A 24,560-nucleotide genomic window follows, 5' to 3' on the forward strand; every position below is an offset into this window, starting at 1 on the left:
ATGTCCGGAAGCAGGTTATATGTACAATATGGTTGCGGCCCTTTTTCGGCGCCCGCCGGCTGGAAAAACTACGACTCCTCGCCCACGCTCAGGATTCAGCAAATTCCCGTGATAGGGAAACTGCTGAAACCTGTGATGCACGTGTCCTTTCATAAAGATGTATTGCCGGGCGATATACTGAAAGGTTTGCCTGGTATTAAGGAAAGCTCCTGTGATGGCATCTATTGTTCGCATGTGCTGGAGCATCTTTCTTATAACGACTGCCTCCTGGCAATCCGGAATACCTTTCATATCCTGAAGCCCGGCGGATACTTCCGGTGTGTGCTGCCCGACCTGGAAGGCGCTGCCAGGAGATATATTGATCAGCTGAGGAATAACGACCCGAAAGCAAACACCGGGTTTATGGAAGAAACGCTGCTGGGAAAAGAAAACCGGATTCGTGGCATGAAACAGCTGGTACAGCTGGCCCTGGGTAACCGGGAACATTTATACATGTGGGATCACCTGTCGCTATCACACCAGCTGGCCGCAGCAGGATTTAAAAACATACGGCACTGTGGTTTTAACGACAGCAGTGACACGATGTTTAAACTGGTGGAAGAAGAAATCAGATTTAATAACGCCGTTGCATTGGAGGCAACAAAATGATGTTACACACGCCGGTCTTATTACTGGTATTTAACCGCCCTGAACAGGCATTGCTTGTATTCAGGCAAATCAGGCTACAGCAGCCGGAGCAACTGTTTATTGCCGCCGATGGCCCGCGGCCGGACAGGCCTGAAGACGCTGCGCTGTGCGAGGATACAAGAATGGCTGTTTTAAAAAGTATCGACTGGCCCTGTAAAGTAGAAACCCTGTTCCGCCCGCACAACCTGGGTTGTGGCAAGGCGGTTAGTTCGGCGATCGACTGGTTCTTCAGCCATGTTGAGGAAGGTATTATACTGGAAGATGATTGTGTGCCTGATCCCTCCTTCTTCCCATTCTGCACCACGCTGCTGGAGAAATACCGGTTCAATGACACCATTATGCATATTCACGGCGGCAATTACCAGGCGGGCATCCTGCGGGGAAATGCTTCCTACTACTACTCCCGCTATGCGCATATATGGGGATGGGCTACCTGGCGACGCGCGTGGCAATATTACGATTTTACCCTTCAGCGGTACCGGCATGTATCCCGGGAAGGGCTCAACACTTTCCTGCAATCAGAACTGCAATCTATATACGACAAGCGGGTTGATACCTGGGATATCCAATGGTTTATGACTGTATGGTTTAATAAAGGATGGGTAATTACGCCCAATATAAGTCTTGTTAAAAATATTGGTTATGGCAAAGATGCCACCCACACCCGTGTTATCCCACGGTGGTTTAAAAGGATACAATACGGCACCATAGCGGATATCATTCATCCCGGCAGCAGTAACATCAACGAGGAAGCAGACAGGTATACCATCAACACCCTGTACAGTCCAGGCAGGTTATTCGTCAAACTAAAAAAAATAGTAAAAAACAATACACTGTTGTACAACCTGTACAAACGTATTTCCTGATCAGTAAATTTATATGGAAACCGGATACAGTAATCTTCAAAGTAGCAATTTTTTTGTGGAATGTTTCAGGGAAAGCATGCCCCTGATCATTGCGGCAATTTTACTATACCTGTATTACAACAAGCGGATCTCTATTATAGACGCGCTGCTCTATGCTTTTGCATCAGAAGCTTATACGATGCTGGCTATCGGGCCTACATTTACCGCTACTTTTTTTGTGGGCATGTTTATCTTCCTTGAACAGGCGCATCAGCTCTTTACAGGAAAGCAATTCATCCGGAGGGAATATCTTTTCCTGCTGCTGTTACCATTGATATCAAATATCACGGTATTCCTGATCACACAACTTTATAAAGATCCTTTCAGTTATCCCGATGGTAAACTCTTTGTTTTCTATACAAAGCCTCTTTACTTCTACCTGAAAACCTATCTTCCCTGGTTTGCTATTGGCGCCAGGATAGTACAGGACCGGCAGCAGCTTTCATTCGGGCAGTTTGCTGCCACCATCAAGAAGATTGCTGGTATATCCTGTATCATTGCCCTTATCCAGATTTCCGTACAGCTTATTTTCCGGAATGTGGCATTAAGTGAGCTGCTTGGGCTGCAAAGCCGTTACCTGATGCAGGAAATCAATGGCCCGCTGGGATTGCGGGTACAGGCATTATTCGGGGAACCTAAAATATTCAGCGCCTTCCTTTCTTTAGCAATCCCTTTGTTTATAAAAGACCGGAATTACAAGGCCACAGCGGTAATGATGGTAGCAGGCATACTCACTTCTTCCCAAACGTTCTGGGTCAATATCCTGGGTGGCGGGCTCCTGTATTTATGTTTGCCCAAACTGATGTCGGTAAGATGGAAAGTACTCAGCACCCTGGGTATGATCGTTGTCCTTTTTCTTGGGGTAGCCGCCTCTAAGGAATACTTCCTGAAACACTATATGGCTAACCGTAATCAGCCGGTATACCAGATGCTCTTTGAAAGATCCGCTTACCGTTATGATACCGAAATATGGGGTAAGAATAATATCATTCTCGGCATTCCGCTGCAAAGGGATATGGAACTGCCGGTGGTGGATTTCCTGCGGGATGAGCCTTATTTGCTGATATCTGGTTACGGCGCAGGCAACAGCACCTTTATTCCTTCGAGTTATTTCTTCGGGCAGCTCAGCTACCAGAGCCGCATAGAGGGAGTTGGCGGGCGCAATCTCAATATGCGCTGGTTCTTTATCCTGGCAGAATTCGGGGCCGTTTCCCTGTTCTTCTTTTTCCTGATACTTACCAGAACAGGACCGGATGTGCCACCTTTTCAGCGCAACTACCTGGCGTATGTGGTGGTGTGTTTCTTTTTCAGCCAGATAGATCTTTTCCTGATAATAGTAGCATTACTCTGCGCATATAATAATGAATCCGTAAACGAAAAATGATGCAGGTATTTTTGGATAATATCGTATTCTCTATTCAGAAAGCAGGTGGCGTATCTGCTTACTGGTATGAGCTGTTGTCCGGCATGTGCAACAGCGGGCTGTCCATCGGTTTCTTAAACGCACGCCCGGGGTCCGATAATATCTTTGAACGGAAAATAGAATACCACCGGTTCAACTGTATCCGTGAAAGCTGGATTCCCAGCAAGTATCTCCGCTATCTGCCGGTGCGCTACCAGCTTCCGGCGGCAGCGGTTTTTCACGGAGGATACCTGCGCGTTTCCCCCCAGAAAAATATCCTCAACATCCTGACGGTACATGACTTTGCGCACGAACGGAAACTGGCCTCGAAGTTTCCCCGCGGCCTCGCCAATACCCTGCAAAAAGCATACGGCATCAGGCGGGCCGATGGGATCATCTGCATTTCAGACAGCACCCGGAAAGAACTGCTCCACTTCTTCCCCGGCATAGATCCCGCAAAAGTAAAAGTGATTCATCATGGCATTGCCGGCGACTTCTACCCCATCAACAAACAGCTGCCGGTGAGCTGTTCGCTGGAAATAGATCTTCATAAAAAATTCATTCTCTATGTGGGCGCACGCAAGAACTACAAAAACTTTTTCATGGCGGTAAAAACAATGGAGTTACTGCCTTCATCCTATCACCTGGTAGTAATTGGCGGAGAATCGTGGAATAAAAACGAGATCAGCATGATGAAAGAAAAACTGGCCGGCCGCTATCATATTTTCCCCACTGTAAGCCAGGCCGACCTCAATATACTATACAATCATGCTTTCTGCCTGCTCTATACCTCCGCTTATGAAGGCTTCGGATTTCCTCCGGGAGAAGCCATGAAGGCCGGTTGCCCCGTGGTAACCACCAGCATGACCTCCATGCCTGAAGTAGTAGGAACCGCCGGGCTGATGGCCGACAGGGCCGATCCCCTGCTGTTTGCAGAAAAAATAAGATCACTTGAAAATGACACCTTCAAACAACAACTGATTACACAAGGACTCCAACAGGTGCAACAATTCACATGGGATAAAAGCGTACAGGAAACAATTGGTTTTTACAAAGATTGCTGGAACTACAAATTCTCGACATGAGTATTATTTTCAAAATTGCAGACACCGTAAAAGTATTCCTGACCTCCCGCAGGGGCCTTACCTCGTTGCTGGAAAAAGGCGCCTCCGTAGCCTCCACACAGATCTTACACAACTGCCGGCACTATATCCCGTCGCTGGGCGTAATTATAGATGTAGGCGCCAACCAGGGCCAGTTTGCTGTAGCTGCCAGTCACTTTTACCCGCAGGCGCGTATCCATTCCTTTGAACCCCTGCCGGAAGTGTTTCGCCTGCTGCAACGTAATACCCGCAGGCTCACCAGCATTAACACCTACAACATGGCGCTGGGCAACTCCACCGGAACGCTGGAATTTTACAGCAACGCGTATTCACACGCCAGCTCGGCGCTGCACGTGTCTGATCTGCAAAAAAATATGCTCCCAAAAACAGCCACTTCCAACCGGATACAGGTGCCCGTGCAGCGCCTGGACGACCTCCGTCATAAACTTCCTTTTATCCCCCCGGTACTACTGAAAATGGATGTTCAGGGTTTTGAAAAAGAAGTACTAAAAGGAGCGTTGCACAGCCTGCGGCAAATTGATTACCTCCTGTTTGAAACCTCTTTTGTTCAGATGTATGACGGCGAGCCATTGTTTGATGAGATGCACCATTTTGTGAAAGAACTGGGATTTGAATTCATAGCTCCTGTAGGATTCCTGCAATCGGAAAAATTACAGATCCTGCAAATGGATCTTTTATATAAAAGAAAGAAAGGATGAAAATTGTAGTTAACGACCATTCCGGCCACGCCTTTACATTACAGCTAAGCCGGCAATTCGCTGAAAGCGGGCATGAAGTATTGCATGCTTACTCCGTTTCTTTCCAGTCGCCCAAAGGAAACTTTGAAGACCTGCCCATGCGGGGACTTACCATACTACCCATTATGATCAAGGGTGAATTCGACAAATACTCGTTGTTAAAAAGAAGAAAACAGGAAATTGAATACGCCCGGCAGCTGACCGACAAACTGGATCTCTTTCAACCCAACGTGGTGCTGAGTGGCACAACCCCGTTGTTTGTACAGCAGCATGTGCAGCAATACTGCATCCGGAAAGGAATCAAATTTGTGTACTGGTGCCAGGATATTTACACCATTGCCATCCGGCAAATTGCCCGCCGCAGGCTGGGATTCGCCAGTTTTCCCATCTGGTATTATTTTAAAAAACTGGAAATAAAACTGCTGAAGAAAAGCGCGCATGTGATCAGCATTACGGAGGACTTCAGCGATCTTTTCGACAAATGGAAGGTGCATCCCAAACAGGTAACGTGTATCCCCAACTGGGCGCCGCTCCGGGAAATAACGCTTACGGCTAAAAATAACGACTGGGCCCACCGGCACCAGGTAGCAGATAAAACCTGCATTATTTATTCGGGCACACTTGGATTAAAACACAATCCATCTATGTTGTCCGCCGCGGCGGCTTATTTCCGCAAGCATACAAATGTGGTGTTTATTGTTATCTCCGAAGGATTAGGCGCCGCATTCCTGCAAAAAGAAAAAGAGAAACTGCAGCTGGACAACCTGCTGCTTCTTCCCTTCCAGGATTTCAGGGATATGAGCCAGGTGCTGGGCGCCGCGGATATCCTGCTGGCCATACTGGAAAATGATGCGGGTACCTATTCCGTGCCATCGAAAGTGCTCACTTACCTGTGCGCGAAAAAGCCAATCGTACTGGCCATGCCGCCGGATAACCTGAGCGCCGCGATTGTATTGGATAACAAGGCCGGCTATTGCATTTCGCCGGATAATGAACAGGGCTTCTGTCAGCATATTGAAACCCTGCTGGCAGATGCGGCACTAAGACAGGAAATGGGTCATAACGGACGGGCATATGCTGAAAGGAATTTCGACATCAAACATATTGAAAACAAATTTTTACAGGTATTTAATACGATCCTGAACTGATAAAGATTGTCGTTCGTAACCCGGTGCCATCCATACTATCCATCATCTTTTAATTGAGAACGTTATGAAACCCGGCAACCACATTAATTTCCTGCTACGACTCCTCATCGATTATGTAGTACTGATACTGACATTTTTGAGCACCCGTGAATATATTTCGGGTTTGGGAGATGTATTCTTTTCCGGCTTTAACCTGCTATTGCTGTGCATCAGCATCATCGCATGGACCGTTATTGGCATGTCGCTTCATTTATACGACGAATTCAGAACGAGGTCGTTCTCCTACGAATTTGTAGCCATTCTTAAAACTGTATTGCTTCACGCCTGTTTCTTCACGTTCCTGTTCTTCTATTGCTTTAAATACTATCCTTATCCCAGGACGTTCACGTTGCTTTATGCGTTCCTTACTTTTGTAAGCATTACGGTTGTTAAGTTTATTGTAAAGCAATCTTTGCTCCGGTTGCGGTCCAACGGTTATAATATAAAAAACATCCTCATAGTAGGTACCGGCGATACCGGTATGAAATTCTACAAAACAATTTTATCCAACGACCATTTCGGTTACCGGTGCGTTGGTTTTGTGGATGAGCAAACCAATCCCTATCTGAACGGCCAGTACCTGGGCAAAATATCAGACCTCACCAGGATACTGGAAAGCCATGAAATAGATGATGTAATTGTTGCCCTGCCGGAGACCTTAAACACGGAAATGGAAAATATTATTATTACCAGTGAGAAAGAAGCCAAACGGGTAAGGATCATCGCAGATTGTCACCGCTTCTGCACCTCTACAGCCAGTATGAACTTCTTTGGCAAATTCCCGCTGTTAACGATCCGTACTTCTCCATTGGATGACCTGGCGAAGCAACGGTTCAAACGCCTTTTTGAACTCTGCTTCACCACGGTGCTTTTTATTACCGTATTCAGCTGGCTGTTTCCGCTTATCGGGATACTGATTAAACTATCTTCACCGGGACCGGTGCTGTTCAAACAGGAGCGTTGGGGACTGAAGAATAAAAAGATCACCTGTTATAAGTTCCGGTCCATGACCAGGAACAGCGACGTGGTAGACGCCAGTGGCCGATATCTCCAGGCCACCCGGAACGACTCCCGCATTACTTCAGTTGGGCGCTTCCTGCGCAAAACAAATCTCGATGAGTTGCCGCAGTTTTTTAATGTGCTGATGGGAGATATGTCGCTGGTAGGCCCCCGCCCTCATCCCATTCCTTTACACCAGGAATCTAAAAATACCATACAAAATTATATGCTGCGGCATGTAGTAAAGCCGGGCATTACAGGCTGGGCACAGGTGAATGGTTGCAGGGGGGAAACGAGGATCTCCGGCCAGATGCAGAAACGTGTAGACTTTGACCTGTGGTATATTGAAAACTATAGCTTCTGGCTCGACTGCCAGATCATTTTCCAGACATTGATGAATATGATCAAAGGCGATAAGAATGCTTATTAACGCCAGGACTTTTTCAGGGCTACAATATTCTGGAAGGAAAAGATTTCATAGCTGGTACTGTTGTATTCTCCGAGGGCTTTGAGTCCGTCGGGTAGCAACCGGTAGAAGTCGTAGCCAGGTAATATGTCTACAATATCTTTGAAGAAGGTTCTGGAGATGATATTCATTTCATTGAACTCTACCTGTATCACATCCGCCAGGCCGCTGGCAATGGTTTGCCTGGCTCCTTTCAATACACTGAGTTCGTGTCCTTCTGTATCTATCTTCAGCAATGCTATCCGGGAGATCTCCTGTTGTGCTACAAATTCGTCGATGGTAGTAAGTGCAATGGCCACTTCCTCGGCTTTGCCCTTATGAAGATGTTCTATCACGCCTTTATACATGCTGGCATGTTCCGAGCCGCCATCTCCCTGGTAGTCGTAAATAGTGGCAGTGCTGCTCACCTCTCCTGCTCCCTGTGGTATGGCAGTGAAATTGTATGTTCCTGCTACAGCGCTTAGCTTGCGGAACGCTGCGGGGTGTGGCTCAAAAGCAAAGATGGGAAGGGTAATGCCGTTCTTTCTCAGCATAACCGAATAGTTGCCCATGTTGGCGCCAATATCCATGATCACCCCGGCGTCGAGCTTCCGGCGGGCTTTCAGGAATTTGATAAACGCCTTTTCCCCGGATACCGTATCATTTTCATGATTCCTGATACCCATGCCAAACATACTTAGCTTATATAGAAAGAGGTTCACAGGATAAAAGACCTTCCGGGCAAATAAGAGTACATACACTCTTTTAACAGATTTTCCGAGGGCATTCATAGTTTGATTATTGGTTGTCGTCAGGAGAATACTGCACTTTACTAAAATTACAGCTATTTATCCAGCCAGGCTTATTCACTTTATTCATTCCTGTTTAATGCCCGGAAGGCGCCCTGTTTCCTTATCTGTACAATTTGGTATCTTGCGCCCTTACCCAATTTGTTCGCCTGCATGAAACGTAGTTCAGTATCGCTTACTTTTAATATCTTCCTGGGAATTGGTTTGCTGATGGTTGCCGGCGCCTCGGTGATATACTACAATATCCGCCAATTCAATGCCTCCGCGGTCAAAACCAGCGGAACAGTGGTTGACCTGATAGCCAAAGGCAAGCGGTCTTACGCCCCGGTGGTTACCTATTACGATGAAGCGGGTGTGAAGCATCGCTATATTTCCAGCGTTTCTTCCAATCCTGCCGGTTACGAAATCGGGGAACGCGTGGGCATGTATTATGACCCCAAAAATCCGGATGATGCAAATATAGCTGGCTGGCGGGAGTATTTTGGCGCTATCATAGTTGGTGGCCTCGGGTTAGTATTCAGCCTGATCGGACTGGGTTATTATATTGTGAGAAAGGTGAGCCACTCGCGCAGTGACCAGCTGAAGCAATCGGGGCTCCTGGTTCAGGCCGACTTTGATTCGGTAGAAGTCAACCGGTTTGTTCACGTTAACAATCGTCATCCTTTTTTTATCCGGTGCCACTGGAAAGATCCGCTCACCGGGGAAAGCCGCCATTTCAAGAGTGGCTTTATCTGGTCTGACCCTACCCCGGCGATTGGCCCTGATAAAAAAATAGATGTATACATAGATAGAAATAATCCACGCAGGTACTACGTGGATATTTCTTCTTTTGAGCAGCAGTAAAAACTACGGGCTGTATCATTGCACACGCTGCTGTTGCTTCAGCAACTTAGCCCTGTCCAGGTCTTTTTTCGCTTCTTTGATATTGATCTCATTAGCCAGCTGCGTTTTCAGCCTGCCTCTGTTCTCAAAGAATTCGGCGTGTTTATTATTAATCATTATTGCCTTATTGAAATCTTCCAACGCAGAAATCTCCTGGTTCAGCTTCAGTTTTATCTGTCCCCTGTTATTAAACATCATAGGGAGCTGGTTGCTGCTGACCCTATCAAATAATTTGTCGATCTGATCCAGTGCCTGCTGGAACTTTTGCTGCTGATACAACTGGTTGGTGCGGTTAAGCAGTTGTTCTATCCCTTCGGCCCTCACCAGGCTGTCGATGTTTAAAAAGCTGCTCAGGGAGGCGCCGGGCTGATTTACGAAATCATAGCCCTTCGCTATTGCCAGCAGCCGTTTGGCTTTGGTAGGGTGACTGCAACCTGCTTCGAGTTCCGGGGGAGGATGGTTATCAACCGCCATAATGCCCGACTCCGCGTTCTTTAATGTTCCATCCAGCTTCTTGATAATATACCCGGAGAAAAAATCTGCCGTTAATTCCCTTTGCCGGGAAAGGGCGTAAGTCAACGCCTGGTTCCGGACGGAGTGGCCCAGGAAATGGTGTCCCACTTCATGCGCGAAGATCGCAAAGGCTACCCAGTCTGTATTCTGGGCTACTAATTTATTGAGGTACCCGCGATTGTATAAAATATACCGGGTACTGTCGCCCCGGGTCATTACCGCTTTAAACACTGGTCCCGGGAAACTGCATTCATACAGGATGAAATTTGCGGCCACCTGGTTGTTACTATCCATCCCTAATAATTGCTGGATTTTAAGAATTACCATTGCAGGAGTAAAACCATCCGCACTTAATGATGGCTGCATATCGGGAATGCATTCATCTTCCAGCTGACTACTCACAAACCCGCATGAAAAAAGAAAATTACTATCCGCCGGTATGGTATCATTAAGCGGTTGTATAGCCGGGGCAACCTGGCTATATGCCTTATATTGCGTCAGCAGCAGCATGATGGCTGCGCATAACAGTATATACTTTGCCATTACCTGGTGAGATTATAGGTGATTGCCAGAAAATTTCCCCATTTGTAAAAAGACTCCGTTTCCACTGTTGTTCCCATAGTTGCTTTTGGTACAATCTGTCCTTCCTGGTATTTTGACGAAAGCAATGTTGCCTGCGTGAGCGTCCATCCGAAACTGGCAATAAACCGTTGTTCACGGCCTATAGCGGCAGAAACGCCCAGGTGATAATTAAACTTTGTGGTAGATCCGGTAGACAAGCTTACGCCTACGGCCAATGCAGGCTGAAAGTCCCACCCTGTTCTGTAATAAACGTGCATCAATGCGCCGAGGGCGGGTACTACTTTATTGCGGTTATCATTTTTTTCTATTTTCACATTATCCGGATCGCCGCTGATGCTGTCCAGCCGGTAAGACTGATCAAAAAAATTGTTATTCCCGAAGTTCAGAAAAAAGCCGGTACTGAAATCGAGTTTAAACCCGCCATACGTTCTGACAATAACGGGGGTTTGTATACCTGGGTCGGCGCAAATGGTGTTGTCTTTGGGTTCTATCTTAATATCAAATTTCAGTTCATCTTTATCTGCAATGGCTACCTGTCTTATCGTATAATTTACCGGGTTAATGACTTTATAACTATTCACTATTAAATTCTTCTGATCGAGCAGTTTATAGCTATCAATAATTTCGATGCCTTTTTTAACCGCCTCCTCATTGGATTGCATGGTTTCCACTCTTTCATTGGTCACCCTGATTGCCTTATCGAGGATAAGGTTATCGTTGGTAAAATCATCTGCTTTCGCAGTTTTCTTTACCGTTAACAGCTTTGCCATCAGCTTATCTGCATCTTCTTTAAAAGGCTTTGCGGCTTCATTAATTTCCTTCACCAGTTGCTCCAGGGTTGCCTTTTCAGTAGTGGCTACCTGCGTATAATGGTCCAGGATATTCGTCACCTGGGCAAGCAACAGTTCTTTTGATGCAGCGGCTGTTTCTTCCCCGATTTTATTATTGTTGACAAAAGTGGTGGTGGCAGCGAGCAGGTTTTTCTCTGCCTGGGGATAAGTACCATCGCAGGCATCCTTTATTGCGATCAGTTCATTTTTATAGTATAAACTATGTTGCAGTACCTCTACTGCTTTCTTAAATTTCTTCAGGCTCTCCCAGTAATTGTCCAGCTTATCATTCAACTTTTTATAGCTTGCTTTAAAAGGAGTTAGCTCCGCCTGCCACAGGGCTTTCAGTTTCAAAGCGCCATCATTAAATGAAAATGCGGGCCCGGCGGGCGGTTTAGGATCCTCCGAGGTATTAAGTTCCAGGGATGATCCATCCAGTTTTGAAAGAATTTCAGGTTGTTGCAGGAAGAAATTAGTGCTGGTATTATTTACCTGGATATTGTAGCGGCTTTTATTAATGTTGATGATCTCCAGTACAACCATATTTCCATGACTTACACGGCGTTTTATTTTTGATTTGGGTAAGTCCTGGTAATTAATCAGGATGGTATCAGGTGATTGCGCGTACAGATCTGCTACAGGCAATAGCAATAATAATGAAAGGAGTCTTTTCATGTGTGTAAGTATTAGGGATAAGGAATAACTAACCGGGGCTACGAAGTATTAATTTGTTCCAAAGTAAGAAATATTAATATATCTGCAAAGCTCTCTTTAGTTTTATTTCGCCCCTGTGAAAGCTGGCCTGCCTGTAACAAAAAAGCCACCCCTTGACAGGGATGGCCATCATCACTCTTTGATTTTTGATTTTATAAAAACGATTGCATCCAGTTTTTTATCGCAGTCCAGGCTTCCGGGGCAACATCACCTTTCAGCCGGGGCAGCTCCTCATTGGTGCAGCTTTCGCAGTGCAGGAGAAGATGATTTAAACCCGGCAATACTTTTACGGTTACCTGTGGGTTGCCGCTTTCCGTGATGGCAGCCAGGTTTTCCTTATAAGGCACCATGATGTCCTTATCGCCGTTCAGCGCCAGAAAGGGTACTTTAATCTGCTGCAGGAATGGCGCAGGGTTGTGCCGCAGGTGATACTGGTACCAGGGGCCGGTGGCCTGCCGGATATAAGATTCCAGGAAGAAGCGCATGTGATCTTCTTCCCCGGCTTTATCTTTTGCGTAGGCGCTGTCGTCCGCATGTTTCCATGCCGCATAGGTAGCACGGAGCCGTGGCTCCAGCTCCGGCGTATAGGCGTAGCGGTAGGCGGTATCAAACATCAGTGTGGTGATAGTATGATGCCGGTTTTTATCGTACGTTGAAATGGGCGCGGCATCAATGATAGCGCTGTTTTGCAGCTTCAGTGCCTCGATGCCGCTGGTGGCCAGTCCGGCGAGTGTGATCACAAAAGCCACATTTTTACTCCCTGCCGCCGCGATGATAGCGGCAGCGCCACCTTCGCTGTGCCCGATCAATCCTGTTCTGGTGACGCCGGGCTGCAGCCGCAGATAGTCGAGGGCAGCGAGTGCGTCGTCTGCAAAGTCTTTGGTAGTGGCAGTTTCATACACTCCATTTGTTTCGCCGGTGCCGCGGTCGTCTGTACGGAGTACCGCAACGCCCATTGCGGCAAGCGAATCTGCCAATGCTTTAAACATTTTATGGCCGGCCATTGTACCGTCGCGGTCCTGCTTACCAGTGCCGGATAACAATACCACGGCGGGAAAACTTTTGCGGTTAGCCGGAATGGTAAGGGTACCACCGAAACGGATACTTTTATCTTTGTTGCTGAAATAAACATTCCTGCTTTGGGGCGCGTCTGCCTGGCTATATACCCGCGGCAGGCACACCATCATGCAGATAACGATTACAGCTGAAAACCTCCCTGCGTTCCTCATCCTTCTTTCTTTAATAACTCAATGATATAAGATATCTCGTCTGCCAGGGCGCTCGGACTTCCTTTGTAACCAATTCCCAGCCAACGGATCATTCCATGCTGATCAATGATCGCCTTTGCCGGGATGCCGGAGAAAGACAATGTTTGGGCGTATTTGTTATAGGTATCATCGAGGTGACCGGAGGTACTGCTTTTAGCATCGAGTAATACGTTCAGGTGTAAATTCTTTGACTGAAGGAATTTTTTTATCTGGTCGCGGTAGTCCGGTTTGGTTTCCTGGGTGGCAATAAAGAAGAAGTTTACGTTCTTGTCTTTGCTGTATTTATCTGCCGCCATCTGCATGCCCGGCATGGCTTCTTTGCAGGGTCCGCACCAGGTAGCCCAGAAGTCCAACACTACAATTTTGCCTTTCATTTTGGCAAGATCGGCTACGCCGCCGGTGAGTTGTTCCAGTTTAAAGCCCGGCGCTTGTTTGCGGATCAGTTGTGCGCGCAATGCTTCCTGCTCTGCAGATAATACATCGGCGCTTTTCATGCCCTCGAAGTAAGCATCAAACCCTGTTTCTTTTTTGTGTTTGCGTACATATTCCTGTTTCAGCAGCGCAATTATTTCCGGCGTTGCCTTATTGGCCCTGGTGGCGTTTTCAGCAATCTGCATGGCATCTGCATGCTGGCCGGTATTTTCCAGTAAGGTAGCATACAAGCTGAGAAAATCAGCCCTTTCAGCGCCCGGTTGCTCTTTTACTTTCTCCATCCATTGCAGGGCGGCTTTATCATCGCCTTGTTTATGCAGCAGGGAGGCGTGTCCCATAAAGGCGGGTAACGCAAATTTCAGGACCTGTTCTTTCCATTGCAGCGGCGAATAAAACCGGCTGGCGGCGTCGCTCCTGTTAGTGGCATATGCTTCGATACGCTCCACCAGTTTTTTGGAGTATGGAAATGCATCTGCCAGTTTAATTTCATCGTGAGCCAGCGCGTTCATGATCAGGAGGCGATGAAATTCTGTAAGCGCTTCGAAAGGCGCCACGTCCATTATTTCATCCAGGTATTGCAGGTTTTTACCGGCCATCACCTTTTCATAAACAACGCTGCGAAAAGCCTTGTTATAATACATCTGCTGTATTTCCGTATTCACTCCTTCAAACTGCTGCGGCGGAAACTTTTTCACAAACTCCTGCCATATCGGATAGCGGCCACCGGCTGGCCCCTTGAACATTTTGAACACCATAGCGTCTCTCGCTGCCACCCCTGAAGGAAAACGGGCGATGATCACATTATTCATGGAGTCGGCGCGGTTCCTGTCTCCCAACAAATTTCTATACGCTTTACTTACATCCATTAATTCCGCTTCGGTAACATCTTTCAAACTACTTATATAATTAATTTCACGGCGGATGATGGTATCAGCGCGTTTCTCGCCGGTGCTTTTCAGGATCTTCATGGCGTTATAAAAAATAAGACGCCTGCTTTCCGGGTGATACCGGAGTTCGTTGTTCATCCAGAACATGGCTACTTCGTTGGTGATCTTCACCGTATCATCTACCGCGGGCGGTACTTCACCTATAAAGGAAGGTGTGCGTAGAAAAGCCCACGCAGCGTATGCAGTAGCCATTTGCCGGCCATCACGGGTGGACAACATGGTGGCATAAGTTAGCGTGCCGCCTTTATCCGTAATGCCGTTGGCGGAGAAATTACATACCAGCAACGCGGTTTTCTCCGGTAAATAATACCGGGTTACCCAGCCTGAATCGGTCATCTTCATTTGCAGGTCGTGCGCTTCCCATTGATTGTTGTTATAGAGATAGATCACGCCACTAACAGGCGCCTGTCCTTTCAGCCTGGTGTTTTCCGGGTTATAGCTGATGGTGACTGAATCCCCTGCTATAGCCCTTTCCGGCGATAGTTTCATTGCCTGTTGTGAAAAGGCCATTCCGGAGAACAACACACACGGCATCACAAAGGCCATTTTTACTTTATTCATCTGAAGATTACTTTTAGTGTTTATCTCGGGTTTTGTTCCAGCGACGGGTTCAGCTGGATATTATACAGCGGAATGGGAAACAGGTACCGGTTGCTGCCAGGCGTAAGCGTATATGTTTCGCCGGTGGCAAAATTGGTACGGGTAATATTTTCCGCAAAACGGCTGTCGGTAAAAAGACGTTTCTGATCAAACCAGCGGATACAGGTGAAGCATAGTTCCCGTCTTCTTTCCTGTAATACTTTTACCAACGCATCGGCTGCACTGGTGGCGGTCATCGGCGTAAAATCGAGTGCCGCAAAGCGTTTGGCCCGGAGTGTATTGATAGCGCTCATAGCGCCGCCTGCATCTCCTGCCCTGGCCCGGCACTCTGCTTTGATAAGCAGCATCTCCGGTACAGACGGACCAATATTGCGGTTACCGCCAATCACCGCTTCTTTGGAATAAACGCGGTAAGTATTTCCGGATAAAGTGTAATTACTTGTAAAATAGCTGTAGCGGTAATCTTTGGTGTCGTACAACGACAGCAACTGGCTGCTCATTACCTGCATAGCGGAATACTGGTGGCTCATTCCTGCTGTTTTGGAAAGAATGATTTCCGGGTTATCTGTGCGTTGCGGGTAGCTGCTCAGGGTGGCCAGGTCCAGTAACCCTGATTGGATCATCAATGCGTTATCTGCATTTTTTTCTGCCTCCGCATACTGTCCCATTTGCAGGTAGGCTCTTGCCAGCAACGCATAGGCCGCAGCTTTGGACGGATAAATATTGTAGGTATTTTTCTCCGGCAAATCAGGAACAGCAGCCTGCAGATCGGTCAATATCTGATCATAGGCCTGTTGTACCGTAGCACGGGTAGCTACAATGGCCACATCGGGTTCCAGCAGTAAAGGCACTCCCAGGTCGGTAGCTTTGCTGCTCTCATTGTATTGTTTACCATACATGTTTACCAGCGTGAAATAGCTGTATGCGCGGTGTACCCTGGCTTCCGCCAATACTTGTTTTTTCAGCTGTGTAGTACCGCCGTTACTGTTCATTACATCCCTGATCACCAGATTGCAGGGATAGATATTGGCGTAGAGTATTTTCCAGTCGGGGTCCGCAGCTACCACATCATAGTATTGCGCCGCCCACATATAGGCATTGCGTGACTCGGCCGATAAACCCTGTTGTATAGCGGCATCATTGTATACAATATCATCTGCGGTCATATCCGGCATATCTACCGAACGTTCCAGATCCTGGCGGTTATTCATCAGGTACCGGTAGTTCACATAGTCGGAAGGTGTAAGCGCGCCTTCGGTTTTTATATCGGTGTATTTGCTGCAAGCCTGGATAAGTGTGCCGGCAACAATAAAAAGGAGAAATATTTTATATCGTTTCATTTGACTGCGGTTTGAAGTAAAATCAGAAGCTGACGTTCAGTGAAAAATTATACGATGCAGATGGCGGCAATTTTACATTCCGGGCGCTCGGCGGAAAATCCGGATCTATGCCATCTTCGTTTTTTGTCCACAGTAACGCCAGGTTCCTGGCTGCACCGGTGAGGGAAATACCCTTAACAGGCAGGCGGTGGAACAATGCTGCCGGCACGTTATAAGTGAGCGACACTTCGCGTAACCGGATATGATCGCCGGGCAGTACATTGATATCTGCATTCGCGTACCTGATTTGCCCGGTGCTGTTACCACTGAGGCCGGGCACATTGGTGAAGGCTTCATCACCGGGTTTACGCCAGCGCTGATCCACGAGTTTGTTATAGTCGTAGTTCTGAAACCCGTAACGGCCAGGGTAATCACCGGGTACCGGCCGCTGGAATACATAGCCCAGTTTATAGGTAACCAGTACAAACAAAGAGAACCCTTTGTAGCGGACCGTTTGCCGGAGACTACCAAAATACGGAGCCGACAAACGGCCGGCGTTTTTCAGATCGCTGATATCTTTGGGCGATTGATAGATAGTCAATGTATCTCCCTTACCCCCTATCACGCGGGGGCTGCCGTTGCGATCCAGTCCGGCGTAACGGAAAACCATCAGGTAATCTGTGGGGAATCCTTTTATAGGACCGCCAACACCGCCGGATTGCAGCAGGGAGTTGGTAACATTATATCTCGCATCTGTTACCTTATTGGTGTTATAGGCGAATACCAGGTTGGCAGACCATTCAAATTCTTTGTTGCGGATAATGCTGCCACCGAGCGACAGGTCAATTCCTTTGCCCGTCAGGGAAGAAGTATTGCGGGTGATATTATCAAAGCCCACGGTATTATCGATCGGGAACGAAGCAAAGAGGTCGGTGCCTTTTTTATAATAGAATTCTACGGCTCCGTTCAGGCGGTTATCAAACAACGCATAGTCCAGTCCTACGTTATACACGCCGGTTTGTTCCCATCGCAGCGATGGATTGGCCGGTGATCCCACCGTTGAATAAGGATCAAAGGGGTATTGATAGTCGTTCAGCAGGTATAGCTGATCGTATGGCAATGCGGTGGTGCTGATGTTACCGTTTATACCATAGGTAGCGCGCAGTGTAAGTCCGCTTACCCAGCTAACGTTTTGCATAAAGTCCTCTTTGGACAATGCCCAGGCTGCGCCGGCCGACCAGAAAGGTTTTGCGCGGTACTTTTTATCGAGACCAAAGTTATTGTAGTCGTCGTATCGTGCGCTCCCCGACAGGGTATACTTACCTGCATAGGTATACGAAAAATTGCCGTAGTAAGAAAGATAACGCCTGCGCTTGGAGGAATAGTTTACGCCATATGGCACTACCGACTGGTAGCCGTCTACCGTTACATACGGGGTTACATAATCTACCGGCTTGCTATACTGCGTTTGTGTATTAAAGCCAAACATGCGGTTGCTGCCGGAGCCATCAATGGTTTGCCGGGCTTCCATACCCAGCAGGGCATTCACCTGGTGATTACCAGAGAAGTTCCGGTCCAGGTTAAGCTGTCCGCGGATGCTGTAATTATTTTTTGAATAATCCGTTGTTTCCATGATACCGCCCAAAGGAATACCATATACCAGTTTACCATTTGCATCAATGGAGGTAGCGGTATTCAGCATATTGCGGGTATAGTAGGAGCTGTCGCTGTTAAAGTTTTTTGCGCCGGAAGAAGCCCGTTCTGCCATATACTGGGCATTAAAGCTCAAACCTTTATACAGCGGGATATTTAAGGCAAAGGTGGCAGCGTAGTTACTTTCATTGGTGGTATTATCTGACAGGGCCAGTTCATTGATATAGTTGTAGCGCCAGGGCATATAACCCTTTGCCTCCAGGTTGCTGAGCCGGCCGGAGTAATAGGCGCGTGCATAATTTACGCTGTTGCCGTTATCGTCTACCAGCTGATCATAAGGCATCAGCGGGTTGGTGGAACGGCCGTATACACTGATCCCTTGTCCGCCGGTGCGGTAGCGAAACCAGCTTCCACGCAGGTTGGCAGACAGGGTCACATTTTTAAAGAAGGTAAATTCCTGGTTGGCCGTCAGGGTCATTCTTTCCCCGAACGTATTTTTGGTGCTGGTATTTTCTTTATCGTAGGCGCCGGAAACGAAGTAAGTATGTTTCCCGGTGCCGCCGCTCACATTAAGATCGTAGTGGCTGGTAGAAGCGGGCGTGAGCAGGTATTCTTCCACCTGTTTCCTGGAATCGCGTCCTTTCAGTACTGCAAATGCAGCATCTACCTGCGCCTGGGTTACCTCGCCTCTTTTAAGCCGGAACATCCAATCCACCGCCTCGCTGATGGGCCGTTGACTGGCAGCGGGCAAACTGGTGGGATCGGTGATAAATCTTTTGTTTACCAGCTCCTGCTCATAGTCGATCATCTGTGTGGCATTCATCAGCGGCAGCGAGGATAACCTCGGCTTGCCGTTTATGCCTAATCCTGCAGAGAAAGAGATGCGTGGAGCGCCATCATTTATTTTCCCTTTTTTGGTGGTGATCACTATTACGCCGGCAGATGCGCGGGCGCCCCATATAGAGGCCGCTGCCGCATCTTTCAGGAAGGTGATCTGTTCCACATCAGCGGGATTAATAGTGCGTATATCCATCTCCGTAGGAAATCCGTCTATTACCACCAGCGGTTTTTTATTTACATCATTGTTCAGTGTGCTGGCGCCCCGGATGGTAATATCATAACTGCCGTTTCCCTGCACGGCGCCATTCAGGTTGGTATATACAAAACTGTTATCAGATTCTGTGAGGTTCAGCTGTACGCCGGCCACCTGGCCTTCCAGCCGGTGAAGCACATTGGGCACAGGGATCTTTTCCAGGTCTTTTGCGGTGACTACGCCAAAGGAGCCGGTGGCGCGTTCTTTTGGCAGGTTTACATAACCGGTGGAAACTACTTCTACCTGTTTCAGGTTGCCTACCCGTTCCTGTAGGGTTACGTTATATGTTTTTGCGGCTTCCATCATCACATTCCGGTTTTGAAATCCCACGCTGGAAAAAGACAGCATCGTTTCATCTTCCGGTATCTGGATAAAATATTCCCCGTTGTCGTTGGTGAAGGCTGTTTTCTTTGACAGCAGGCCCAGGATACTTACGCCTGGTATGCCCTGTTGTTCACTGTTGATCACCCTTCCCGATATCGTTCTGTTTTCCGCACGGGTGGTGGCAATGTCCACCTGCCGGGCGCCGGCGGGTGTTTCCTGGCTTTTTTTAATGAGCACATTATTACCTTTTACCGCAAAGGTTAAACCGGTGTTACGCAACAGCTGTTTCAGGGCATCCTCCAGCGGCTCATTGGTACAATCGAACTTCAGGCGCGGAAGCCCTTCCAGGTCTTTCGACTGGTAACCAAAATACTTCCCTGTTTGCGTTTGCATTTGACGAAACACTTCTTTCAGTGTGGCATTGGTCAGGTGCAGGGTAACCCTGTCTTCTTTTTGCTGTGCATAAGAAAGGGAATAGTTAAGGCATAGCAATGCCAGCAGCACTGCAACAATCTTTTTTGTCATCTCGTACTTTAATTGGTTGATTTAAATGTGTAGTCAGTAAACTACGTAACCGTCCTGATTCCTGGCGTACTTCGCATTGGCCAGTTCACATATTATATCAAGGGCACTGTCAACAGATGTGTTCTTCTTAAATCCTGTTGTGATCAGCAGGTTGGCCAACCCTGGATTGCTGATCTTTATATTTACGCCGTAAAAGATCTGAAGATCTTTCATTATATCTTCCAATGGTTCATCGCTGAAACTGATGTCTCCTGTTTGCCATCCTGCTGTATTAATACTGATGGTATTGCGTTGCATCACTTCACCGGTAAGCATGGTGAGATGCAGCTCCTGCCCTTTTATAAGGGTGGATATATCTTTTTTATCTTTTGAGATCTTTACTTTTCCTGTAACAACAGATACGATCGCCTGGCTACGGCCGGGATAGGCTTTAATATTAAAGGAGGTACCGAGTACGGTGGTAGTCATGCCACCGGCGGAGTGTATCACAAAAGGCCATGCAGCCGCGTTAGACACTTCAAAGAATGCCTCGCCTTCCAGGAATATTTCCCTTTTCTGCGGATCAAACTGATCGGGGTACCTGATTTCCGTACCACTGTTCAATACGATGCGGGTGCTGTCTGACAGAACAATCACTTTACGTTCCTGGTTGCCGGTGCGGATGGTGGTAGTTGCCGCAATCAGCTCCAGCTTTTCTCCCTTCTGCACGCCGGCAGCCAGCGGAGCCGGGTTCCGCTTTGTGGAAAGCATCCAGGCGCCAGTGCCCAGTAGTAACAACAGGGAAGCGGCAGCAGCCACACGAATGGTACTGCGGCGTTTATAAAAAGGCACCACCTTTGCAGGAGCCGCAGGATGAACAGCCAGGTCAATTTCACCGCGGTTATTGACATAGGTAGCCGACGGTGTTTCCAGTCTCACCTCACTATAAAGCTGATCCAGCAGGGAAATCATGGTATTGTCCTCCTTGTTGGCTTCCAGGAGGTCAAAGAATTCATTCCTTTCTTCCGGCGAGCATTTGCCGGAAATGTATAACCTGAAAAGATGTGTAAAATGTGCCTGATCCAATCTCCGATAGTATTAATGTGACGTGTCCTGATACAGGACTATATATTACAGACGTTTGAAAAAAGGGGATGTCCTATCGGGCGGAGAAAAAAATTAAAATAATTTAATCTGGCCGGCTACAATTTTGCGGAGATAGCTGAGGGCGGCGGTTAGCTGGTTTTTTACGGTAGATGGGGAAATGCGGAGTTCTGCCGCAATTTCATTCCGGGTGCGACCTTCCACCTGGCTCAGCTGGTAAATGATCCGGCGCTGGGGAGGCAGCTGGTTGATGGCTTCTGCCAGGGCAAATTCATATTCTTTGGCTACAATATTCTCGTAGGTACGGCTTTCCTCCCACTGGTGATCATTGAAGTAGGCGGCACGCAACCTGCGGTCGTTGGCAAGCTGGCGTAGTACGTCCAGTACCTTATTACGCACCATCTTATAAAGATAATCCTCTATGTTCCTGATATCGCTGAACTGATCGCGGACCGACCATAACTTAATAAATACTTCCTGGATAATGTCGCGGGCGAGTAATTCGGATTGGATGGTTTTAAGGGCAAAACAATAAAGGGGATATTCATACAGGCGGAAGTAAGCAGTAAATTGCTCCTGCTGCAGTTGTTCCTCCCGGCTTGTCAGATCTTTCCCCTTCATCCCTGTTTGCTAAATTTATCACAAAGTACAAATGTATTAAAAGTTTGGAAAAATTTATTTATTGGAGAGAAAGGGGGCTATTTTCAATGACGTATATTAAATACCCTGATACATAAAGGGATAAGCCCGATTGAAACCAGGATAAATATGGCTACCCGGATGTAGTTGAGTGTTTGCCACAGTGATGTTTTACTCACTAAGTTTTGCGCCATTGATTGCGTTTCGGCTATTTTCTGAAAGTTGATAATGTTGGGTGCAAAGAAAGCCAGCGTCCAAACCCTTACTGCGAAGTGAATGGCAAATAAAATCAGTAACCAGTTCCTGGCGAAGTCAATTTTCCAGCAGAAGACAATGGCAAGGATAAAGGTAACTTCATGTAAGGAATGAAAGACGATCCAGAAGTTTTTCAAACTTGCTCCCCGCCCATCCAGCAAGAGTTTGAAATTAACAGGTGGGGCATCTGTCCATTTTGGTACGAATACAAGGGTTTCAAATATCTGCGCCCCGTTCATCAGAAAATAGATCAGTGTTGTGATATACAACCATAATTCAGCTCTGGTAAGGTAACCTGTTGTTATGTTATTCATTTGAAATCATTTTAGATCATTTCCGTTTTATTCATAGCAATAAAACATCTATTCCGATGTAAAAATAGTTATAAAATCGATTATAGCAAATTTTCAAACCATTTTTTGCTACATTTACATCGAATCCGATATAAACTATGAGTGAACTTGTAACGCTGATTACCGCCTGGGAAGAATATGCTCAAAAGAATACAACTGTTTCTGCAACGGAATTCTGTATGTATTTTTTGGCAAAAGAGAGCAACAATCAATTATTCAGCGGGCTTACCCCCCCTGACCTGGATACTGTATTTGCAAAGCTGATAGGAAGGCTTGCGGGTATGCAAACAGTTTATTCAAAAATGGCGCTACAGGAAATACCCGGGTTTGAACTGGAATGGTTCTATTTTCTGAACTCTATCTACCAGCTAAAAGAAGTAAAGAAAACACAGGTCATACAATACAACTTCACAGAACAAACCACTGGTATTGACATTCTCAATAAGTTGAAAAATCTGGGATATATAACAGAGAGAACTGACCCGGATGACAAAAGGGCGAAACTTGTCAGCATCACAAAAACAGGCGAAAAAAAACTATTCAAAATATACCAGCTACTGTACAAACCTACCCTGTTAATGTATAATGACATTGATTATAAAGACAAACAGCTGGTTATAAATATTCTTACAAACACGGAGCATAAGCACCAGGAACTGTTATCGAATTCCAGGAATAAGTCGATAGATGATCTGCTCGCAGAAACATTGGGCAAAGAAAAGCTGGCCCAAATGGAACTGGAGCAGAAAAAGCGGATTGCCGGATTTCCCGATGCAAAGCGCAACAAGGAAAGCCTTTAAACTTTCAGGAACACCTTCTGTTTATACATAAAATACAGGAACAACCATTTTAGAAATACCAGGGAGATGCTGAGAGCTACCGCTCCAAACGGCTCTCCCACCAACTGCCCAAGCCATTTAAAAAATACATTGTTGCTGTAACCCCAGTCGATAAAGTGACCGGAAATATAAATAAGAATAGAGTTCATTCCTATAACGCGGAAGAAGAACGCCCATTTCCGGTAGCCCGCAATATCAATCACGTAATAGAAAAATGCGAGCAACAACAGGCTGATACCTCCTACCTGCAGCACAAATGAGCTGGTCCACAGATTTTTATTGATGGGGAAATCAAGATTCCACAATTGCGCCAGCACCAGGAAAACCACGCCTGTAAGCGCCATCATGCCTACCTTCTTCACCGGAGGCATGGGGTTATTACGCAATAAATTTCCTGTTAGAATTCCTAACATCGCAGTGCTGATGGCCGGGAAGGTAGAAGTAAATCCTTCCGGATCATGGATGCCCAGGTACAACTTACCCGGAACGATGCAGCGGTCGAGGTACGATGCAAAATTCCCTTCCATCGTAAGATCACCGGGTGCAAATCCCGGCGCCGATGTAAACTTCAGTAGCAGCCAATACGCCACCAGGATAGCGGCGAACCAGATCATTTGCGCCCGTTCTTTTGTATACAGGTAAATGATATTAGCAAACATATAGGCCAGGCCAATGCGGCCTAATACGCTGCAAAACCGTATCTGTGATACCGGCTGCAGCTGCAACCCATTATTATAAATGATGCCCAGCAACACCAGTACCAGTCCCCTTTTTATTACACGCAATAACAACTGGCTCCGGCTCTTACCTTTCTCCAGCTCCCGGCCTACCGAGTACGGCGTGGACACACCAGCCATAAACAGGAAAAGCGGGAATATAAGATCATAGAAATGGAACCCATTCCATGCGGGATGTTCCAGTTGTACATCTATTGCCGCCCAGAAAGGCGATCCCGTTGCTTTGGCTATTTCATGAAAGATGGCGCCGCCGCCCATAATCCAGAACATATCAAATCCCCGGAGGGCATCTAATGAGTAAAGACGGGCTTTTTTTTCATTGTCACGGTTTATTGCCATAGGGGCTTCTCCGGATGTCACTGGCAATGCTGATAATGTGCTCATTGTTGAAGAGATCAAACGATTAGTGTATAATTTCAAACGATTTTGGCAGCATACAAGCTAATAAAAATGACGCTAACTTTCTCTAAAATAAATCCGCAAAGGTACCGGCCCGCTGTTCTACCCGCTAAATATATTGATTATCAATACATAACATCGCAACAGGAAGTGAAGGCTCCGGACCTAGAGGGGGTCACGTCCTGAAAAAGGTTTACACTTAAAAGTGTAAAACATGCAAAAAACAAACATTTCAGGTCGAAAATGCTTATCAGGGAATGGCTCCCAGTATGAGATAT

General features: G+C 46.9%; 20 protein-coding genes. 9 read left to right on the forward strand and 11 right to left on the reverse strand.

Annotated elements, in window-relative coordinates:
- The 7 genes from V7S65_RS31225 (at position 1) to V7S65_RS31255 (ending at position 7,471) form a co-directional block, all read left to right on the forward strand.
- Positions 1 to 648, forward strand: coding sequence for a class I SAM-dependent methyltransferase (locus tag V7S65_RS31225; RefSeq protein WP_336389480.1), 648 nt, complete (start codon positions 1 to 3; stop codon positions 646 to 648).
- Positions 648 to 1,553 (forward strand): hypothetical protein, encoded by a 906-nt coding sequence (locus V7S65_RS31230; RefSeq protein ID WP_336389481.1) that lies wholly within the window; start codon positions 648 to 650, stop codon positions 1,551 to 1,553. Before V7S65_RS31225 ends, V7S65_RS31230 begins: the two co-directional genes overlap by 1 nt.
- 13 nt (positions 1,554 to 1,566) lie before the next feature.
- On the forward strand, positions 1,567 to 2,976 hold the full coding sequence (locus V7S65_RS31235) for a hypothetical protein (RefSeq protein ID WP_336389482.1): 1,410 nt from the start codon (positions 1,567 to 1,569) through the stop codon (positions 2,974 to 2,976).
- Positions 2,976 to 4,079, forward strand: a complete 1,104-nt coding sequence (locus V7S65_RS31240; protein WP_336389483.1) for a glycosyltransferase family 4 protein — start codon at positions 2,976 to 2,978, stop codon at positions 4,077 to 4,079. The genes V7S65_RS31235 and V7S65_RS31240 overlap by 1 nt, the downstream gene beginning before the upstream one ends.
- Positions 4,076 to 4,816, forward strand: coding sequence for an FkbM family methyltransferase (locus V7S65_RS31245; RefSeq protein ID WP_079472427.1), 741 nt, complete (start codon positions 4,076 to 4,078; stop codon positions 4,814 to 4,816). Before V7S65_RS31240 ends, V7S65_RS31245 begins: the two co-directional genes overlap by 4 nt.
- Positions 4,813 to 6,003, forward strand: coding sequence for a glycosyltransferase family 4 protein (locus V7S65_RS31250; protein ID WP_336389484.1), 1,191 nt, complete (start codon positions 4,813 to 4,815; stop codon positions 6,001 to 6,003). The genes V7S65_RS31245 and V7S65_RS31250 overlap by 4 nt, the downstream gene beginning before the upstream one ends.
- A 64-nt stretch (positions 6,004 to 6,067) precedes the next feature.
- Positions 6,068 to 7,471, forward strand: coding sequence for an undecaprenyl-phosphate glucose phosphotransferase (locus tag V7S65_RS31255; RefSeq protein ID WP_079472429.1), 1,404 nt, complete (start codon positions 6,068 to 6,070; stop codon positions 7,469 to 7,471).
- Here V7S65_RS31255 and V7S65_RS31260 read toward each other — a convergent pair.
- On the reverse strand, positions 7,468 to 8,172 hold the full coding sequence (locus V7S65_RS31260) for an FkbM family methyltransferase (protein WP_227024696.1): 705 nt from the start codon (positions 8,170 to 8,172) through the stop codon (positions 7,468 to 7,470). The two genes, V7S65_RS31255 and V7S65_RS31260, sit on opposite strands and share 4 nt — an antisense overlap.
- A 276-nt stretch (positions 8,173 to 8,448) precedes the next feature.
- Here V7S65_RS31260 and V7S65_RS31265 point away from each other — a divergent pair, with 276 nt between their 5' ends.
- Positions 8,449 to 9,138 (forward strand): DUF3592 domain-containing protein, encoded by a 690-nt coding sequence (locus V7S65_RS31265; protein WP_336389485.1) that lies wholly within the window; start codon positions 8,449 to 8,451, stop codon positions 9,136 to 9,138.
- A 15-nt stretch (positions 9,139 to 9,153) separates the two neighbouring features.
- Here the strand turns inward: V7S65_RS31265 and V7S65_RS31270 are convergent, their stop codons facing one another.
- The 9 genes from V7S65_RS31270 to V7S65_RS31310 form a co-directional block, all read right to left on the reverse strand.
- Complete coding sequence (locus V7S65_RS31270) at positions 9,154 to 10,233, reverse strand: hypothetical protein (protein WP_336389486.1); 1,080 nt, start codon at positions 10,231 to 10,233, stop codon at positions 9,154 to 9,156.
- Positions 10,233 to 11,777, reverse strand: coding sequence for a hypothetical protein (locus tag V7S65_RS31275; RefSeq protein ID WP_336389487.1), 1,545 nt, complete (start codon positions 11,775 to 11,777; stop codon positions 10,233 to 10,235). Before V7S65_RS31275 ends, V7S65_RS31270 begins: the two co-directional genes overlap by 1 nt.
- Positions 11,778 to 11,968: 191 nt before the next feature.
- Entirely contained in the window at positions 11,969 to 13,045 is a 1,077-nt protein-coding gene (locus V7S65_RS31280; RefSeq protein ID WP_339546970.1) for an alpha/beta hydrolase family protein, read from the reverse strand.
- Positions 13,042 to 15,024 carry a TlpA disulfide reductase family protein gene (locus V7S65_RS31285; RefSeq protein WP_336389489.1) on the reverse strand — a complete coding sequence of 661 codons (1,983 nt, stop codon included), beginning with the start codon at positions 15,022 to 15,024 and terminating at the stop codon, positions 13,042 to 13,044. Before V7S65_RS31285 ends, V7S65_RS31280 begins: the two co-directional genes overlap by 4 nt.
- A 20-nt stretch (positions 15,025 to 15,044) precedes the next feature.
- Positions 15,045 to 16,403 carry a RagB/SusD family nutrient uptake outer membrane protein gene (locus V7S65_RS31290; RefSeq protein ID WP_336389490.1) on the reverse strand — a complete coding sequence of 453 codons (1,359 nt, stop codon included), beginning with the start codon at positions 16,401 to 16,403 and terminating at the stop codon, positions 15,045 to 15,047.
- A 22-nt stretch (positions 16,404 to 16,425) separates the two neighbouring features.
- Positions 16,426 to 19,977, reverse strand: coding sequence for a SusC/RagA family TonB-linked outer membrane protein (locus V7S65_RS31295; protein WP_336389491.1), 3,552 nt, complete (start codon positions 19,975 to 19,977; stop codon positions 16,426 to 16,428).
- A gap of 33 nt (positions 19,978 to 20,010) precedes the next feature.
- Positions 20,011 to 21,042, reverse strand: a complete 1,032-nt coding sequence (locus tag V7S65_RS31300) for a FecR family protein (RefSeq protein WP_336389492.1) — start codon at positions 21,040 to 21,042, stop codon at positions 20,011 to 20,013.
- Positions 21,043 to 21,135: 93 nt separating this feature from the next.
- Positions 21,136 to 21,681 (reverse strand): RNA polymerase sigma-70 factor, encoded by a 546-nt coding sequence (locus V7S65_RS31305; protein ID WP_079472439.1) that lies wholly within the window; start codon positions 21,679 to 21,681, stop codon positions 21,136 to 21,138.
- Between the two features lie 83 nt (positions 21,682 to 21,764).
- Positions 21,765 to 22,268 carry a transposase gene (locus V7S65_RS31310; RefSeq protein WP_336389493.1) on the reverse strand — a complete coding sequence of 168 codons (504 nt, stop codon included), beginning with the start codon at positions 22,266 to 22,268 and terminating at the stop codon, positions 21,765 to 21,767.
- A gap of 137 nt (positions 22,269 to 22,405) precedes the next feature.
- Here V7S65_RS31310 and V7S65_RS31315 point away from each other — a divergent pair, with 137 nt between their 5' ends.
- Positions 22,406 to 23,107, forward strand: a complete 702-nt coding sequence (locus tag V7S65_RS31315; protein ID WP_111580253.1) for a helix-turn-helix domain-containing protein — start codon at positions 22,406 to 22,408, stop codon at positions 23,105 to 23,107.
- On the opposite strand, the gene V7S65_RS31320 is transcribed toward V7S65_RS31315, so the two are convergent.
- Positions 23,104 to 24,267: an acyltransferase family protein gene (locus V7S65_RS31320; RefSeq protein WP_336389494.1), complete on the reverse strand. Its 1,164-nt coding sequence runs from the start codon at positions 24,265 to 24,267 to the stop codon at positions 23,104 to 23,106. The two genes, V7S65_RS31315 and V7S65_RS31320, sit on opposite strands and share 4 nt — an antisense overlap.
- Between the last annotated feature and the right edge of the window lie 293 nt (positions 24,268 to 24,560).

This window comes from Chitinophaga sp. CCNWYY40 (genome assembly GCF_037483205.1).
Classification (GTDB): domain Bacteria; phylum Bacteroidota; class Bacteroidia; order Chitinophagales; family Chitinophagaceae; genus Chitinophaga; species Chitinophaga ginsengisegetis.